Annotated in this window: 6 protein-coding genes; all 6 read left to right on the top strand. The window is 43.8% G+C overall.

What is annotated here, in order from left to right; genetic code table 11:
* Positions 1-89 precede the first annotated feature (89 nt).
* Positions 90-641, top strand: a complete 552-nt coding sequence (locus ACFIO5_RS09430; protein ID WP_375632668.1) for a hypothetical protein — start codon at positions 90-92, stop codon at positions 639-641.
* Positions 622-1,311, top strand: a complete 690-nt coding sequence (locus ACFIO5_RS09425; protein ID WP_375637096.1) for a phage baseplate assembly protein V — start codon at positions 622-624, stop codon at positions 1,309-1,311. The genes ACFIO5_RS09430 and ACFIO5_RS09425 overlap by 20 nt, the downstream gene beginning before the upstream one ends.
* Positions 1,308-1,649: a GPW/gp25 family protein gene (locus ACFIO5_RS09420; protein WP_375612353.1), complete on the top strand. Its 342-nt coding sequence runs from the start codon at positions 1,308-1,310 to the stop codon at positions 1,647-1,649. Before ACFIO5_RS09425 ends, ACFIO5_RS09420 begins: the two co-directional genes overlap by 4 nt.
* Positions 1,646-2,473 carry a baseplate J/gp47 family protein gene (locus ACFIO5_RS09415; RefSeq protein ID WP_375637097.1) on the top strand — a complete coding sequence of 276 codons (828 nt, stop codon included), beginning with the start codon at positions 1,646-1,648 and terminating at the stop codon, positions 2,471-2,473. The genes ACFIO5_RS09420 and ACFIO5_RS09415 overlap by 4 nt, the downstream gene beginning before the upstream one ends.
* Positions 2,473-3,579 carry a phage tail protein gene (locus tag ACFIO5_RS09410; protein WP_375705275.1) on the top strand — a complete coding sequence of 369 codons (1,107 nt, stop codon included), beginning with the start codon at positions 2,473-2,475 and terminating at the stop codon, positions 3,577-3,579. The genes ACFIO5_RS09415 and ACFIO5_RS09410 overlap by 1 nt, the downstream gene beginning before the upstream one ends.
* Before the next feature lies 1 nt (position 3,580).
* Positions 3,581-3,939 (top strand): DUF4815 domain-containing protein (locus tag ACFIO5_RS09405; RefSeq protein ID WP_375705274.1); only part of this gene is annotated, 359 nt, incomplete at its 3' end.

Below are 3,939 nucleotides of genomic sequence, written 5' to 3'. Positions count from 1 at the left end.
AAAGCCCCCTCTCAAGAGCACTTCGTGGTAACAGATGTCCAAGCCTCTGAATCCGGTATGTATAAGCTTATCTTGCGAGAGATAAAACAATGAAACATCCACGCGAAACGATAAGAGAAACATTTGTTGCGTTGATCAAAGCAGCAAAGACGGCAGCTGGTGACAATGTTTTCAATATGCGTGACTTCAATTTATTTATTGAAGCAATGCCAGCTATTAATATCTCAACACAAAGTGAAACCATTGAAGATGGACATGATTTTGGCTTAAGGCGGCGTGTTTTAACGCTAGATGTTGAATGTTATGCGACATGTGAAGATGGCGCACGTTTTGTTGACCAATTAGCATGGGAAGTTGAAGAGATTTTCTATGCCAATCCCAATCTTAACAACACCGTTGAGACATGCCGCCTGCAAAATATTGCTTTTGCCTTTGGTGATAATGGTGCTCTAGCACTCCACGGTGCAATTTTAACCTTTGAAGTCATTTATGTGACAAATATCCCCAACATGAATGAAGAAGAAGGCAGTGTAACAGCAAGAATCGTTGAACCTTTCTTAAGCTTTGAACCAGAAACAGGCGTGAGAAATAAAGATAAATACCATAAAATTGAAGGTGGACATGTTAGAGCGGCGCGATAAAGAAATCACAGATCTAAAGAGACGTGTGGCAAATATGGTTGTGGTGGGGAAGATTAGCCATATCGACCATAAAAACGCACGCTATCGGGTAAAAAGTGGCAATCTTATCAGTGACTGGATTCCAGATACCCAAGCCCGCGCCGGTAAAACACGCTCCTATGAAGGGCGTGATGTTGGAGAGCAAGTAGTTGTTATCTCGTCATCAGGGGATTTGTCACAAGGGATGATTGTGGGTTCCATTCATACAGATGCTAATCAAGCAGCCGATAAGGGCAGCATTCACCGAACGATATACCCTGATGGAACCAGCCTTGAATATGATGATGAACAAAACACTTATGGAATTCACATCAAATCCGGCGGAAAGTTTATCCTGACAATCGCTGATGGTGTGTCACTAAAAGGTGATGGTGGCAAGCTAGAGCTTACCGCACCGGAAGGCATAAAGATTGTTTCAGAAAGCGATATAAATTTAAACGCAAAAGGCGGCATCTCTTTGAAGGCTGGTGATGGCATTTCACTGAATTCGAATGATAGTCTCTCTCTTCATTCTGGAAATAATGTTTCCATTCATTCAAGTGGATTAAGACATAACGGCACCAATGTAGGAGAAACCCATGTTCATGACGGTGTTTCCCCTGGTGGTTCTATGACAGGAGGTCCCAATTGAACAGTGGAATGGACCGTACAACAGGAAAGCCATTGACCGGAATTGATCATTTGCGCCAATCAATCCTTGATATTTTGTTAACGCGGATTGGTTCGCGTGTAATGCGGCGTGATTATGGTTCACGTGTTGCGGAACTCATTGATGCACCGGTTAATAATGCTTTTGCTGTTGCTCTTTATGCTGCTGTTGCTGAGGCTTTAGACAAGTGGGAACCGCGTTTTAAATTGAAAAAAATTGATTTTAAAAGGGGTGAGAATGGACACGTTTCTTTATCCTTTGAAGGCATTTATTTGCCATCCGGCAAGCCCATTACCATGGAAGGATTATTGATAAAATGAATGGAGTGCTTGCAAAACCAGACATCATCACAGAACTTTCTTTTGAAGAAATACGCGCTGCTGCTCTTGTCCATTTAAAAGAGCTTTTGCCTGAATATACCATTCTTGAAAGTGATCCGGCTGTAAAAGTCATTGAGGCTTTTAGCTATCGAGAGTTGCTTTTAAGACAGCGTATTAATGAGGCAGCACGCAATAATATTCTTGATTTTGCAATCGGTGAATCTCTTGATGCTTTGGGAAACTGGCATGGTATTGCCCGCATGGAAGAGGAAAGTGACGAGAGATATCGTGAACGCATACAGCTTCATGCCCGTGGAGGTAATGGGAGCGGGACAGAGCCCTATTACAAGCTTATCGCTCTCTCAAGCGATAGTCGTGTGAAAGATGCGATTATTTATCGTAAAGGCAAAAACCCAACCATCTATGTTGCTCTTTTTGGCAATAATGAAGAAGGAACAGCCTCTGAAGATCTCATACAAACAGTCTCAGAAGCTCTTCACAGAAAAAATATCATCATGACCAATGATACGATTATTGTGCATGCTGCTGTCAAAAAAGTGCTGGACTTAGAAGCAGATGTTTGGCTGTTACCGGAAACATCTTTGAAAATTCTCACGACAATGGAGGCAAATTTAAGAGCAGCATGGAGACAAGAACAAGCCATTGGTCGTGAATTAAGCCTCTCGTGGTGGATTTCAAAACTAATGATTTCTGGTGTCCAAAAAGTCATTGCCATTACCCCAACACAAGACAGTATGGTTTGTGATGAAGAAATTTTATCGATTGGAAAAATCACCTTAAACTTCAAAGGGCGTGCGCGCTAATGGTTGGTTCCCTCCTTCCCACAAACGCAACAGAATTTGAAAAGCGCCTTGCCGATGCTTGCGATTTTCATCCAGATATTGATGGTTCTGTTTTGGGGATTTCACGCGCAAAACTGATCACACGCCCTCCCCGTTTCTTACCGTGGCTCATTGAAGAATACGGGCTTGGAGAGCTTACGCCTTATGTTCCAAACCTCTATGATTTGATTGATCAAGGGCTTCAATGGCAGCGTTTGCGCGGCTCCCTTGCTGCAATAGAGGTGGGGCTTGAATGGCTAGGGATTTCGGCACGCTTTCAACCCGCCTGGACGGGGCGAGCATGGTGGAATTCCTTTCAACTTGATTTTGATCAGTTGCCTGAACGCAAAAGCCTTGAAGCCATTGAAGCAATCACAGATCTTTCCAAAAGTTTGCGCTCTGATTTTCGCCGTGGGACCTATGGTTATGATGTGCAAGCTGTTGAATGCAATATGTCACGCCTTGATGACAGCATATTGGAGTATGAAAGCGGTGTTCACTTAACAGCTGGGGGCACTTTGTTTTCCTTTGGACGCACAACAGAAATCAATCACACGCTCACAAGAGAAGAAGGCAGGCTTATTGGTAATTGGATAGATGATGGGGATGAAGAGTTAAGCTGGGACCTTATTGATTATCCATGGGATATGGCAAATTTTCCGTGGTGTTCGGTCAAAAAACATGAACGCGATATACTCATGGCAGAGTGGTTTAGCAACCGCACGCTTTATCTCGTGTTAAGAGACAGCCAAAATAGCGTGATTGGGTTTCGCAGATGCTATGCTGTAGCGCCTGTCGAACAGGCTTTGGATGGTGTGTATAGCCATTGTGGTAACAGATTTAACCCTTCTACAACCGGGACTCTGTTGTTTCTTGCAGCCCGCACAGATTTTGAAGATGTTGAGGACAAACAAGCCGCCTCTGTTTCCCTTCTCGTTCATGGCTCTCTTGCACAACAAACCCCTCCTGGCAAACTTTGGTTAGGATTTGGTGAACTACGTGGTGGTGTAGAGATACTCAAAACGCCTGTCACTATTCCTTTGCGTGCCGATGTTCGCGAACAATTCAAGATTTTATTGAGGTTTTAATATGAAGCATGAAAGTGGTTTACCCTTTGCAATTGACAGATCTCGCGGCAAAGAGGAACAACAAAGCGTGGTGTTTTATGGCACGCGTCCCTTTATTCAAAGTGGTGAACTCAATGAGGTTCAAACCATTATAAGGGGGCGGCATGACCGTTTGGGGCGCCTTGTGGCACAAGAAGGAGACCGCGTTGAACGGGCTGATGCTTTTGTCAACAAAGAGACAAGGACCGTCACTTTAACGGATGGCAAGATTTATATCGCAGGCGATATTTTTTCCGTTGCACCCGCTGTACTCAACAATGTTGCCATGATTGGGCGCTTGGAAATTGGTGTGAAGCTGCAAAAAAAATGGATAACACACGA

The sequence above is a fragment of the Bartonella sp. AA86SXKL genome (assembly GCF_042196885.1).
The sequence above is the reverse complement of the archived record's forward strand: the minus strand, read 5'-3'. Positions and strand labels throughout refer to the sequence as shown.

What these genes read in the sequence shown, in the direction of transcription:
- ACFIO5_RS09415 (WP_375637097.1), top strand. Translation starts at nt 1,646, where the DNA reads ATGAATGGAGTGCTTGCAAAACCAGACATCATCACAGAACTTTCTTTT.
- ACFIO5_RS09430 (WP_375632668.1), top strand. Translation starts at nt 90, where the DNA reads ATGAAACATCCACGCGAAACGATAAGAGAAACATTTGTTGCGTTGATC.
- ACFIO5_RS09425 (WP_375637096.1), top strand. Translation starts at nt 622, where the DNA reads ATGTTAGAGCGGCGCGATAAAGAAATCACAGATCTAAAGAGACGTGTG.
- ACFIO5_RS09410 (WP_375705275.1), top strand. Translation starts at nt 2,473, where the DNA reads ATGGTTGGTTCCCTCCTTCCCACAAACGCAACAGAATTTGAAAAGCGC.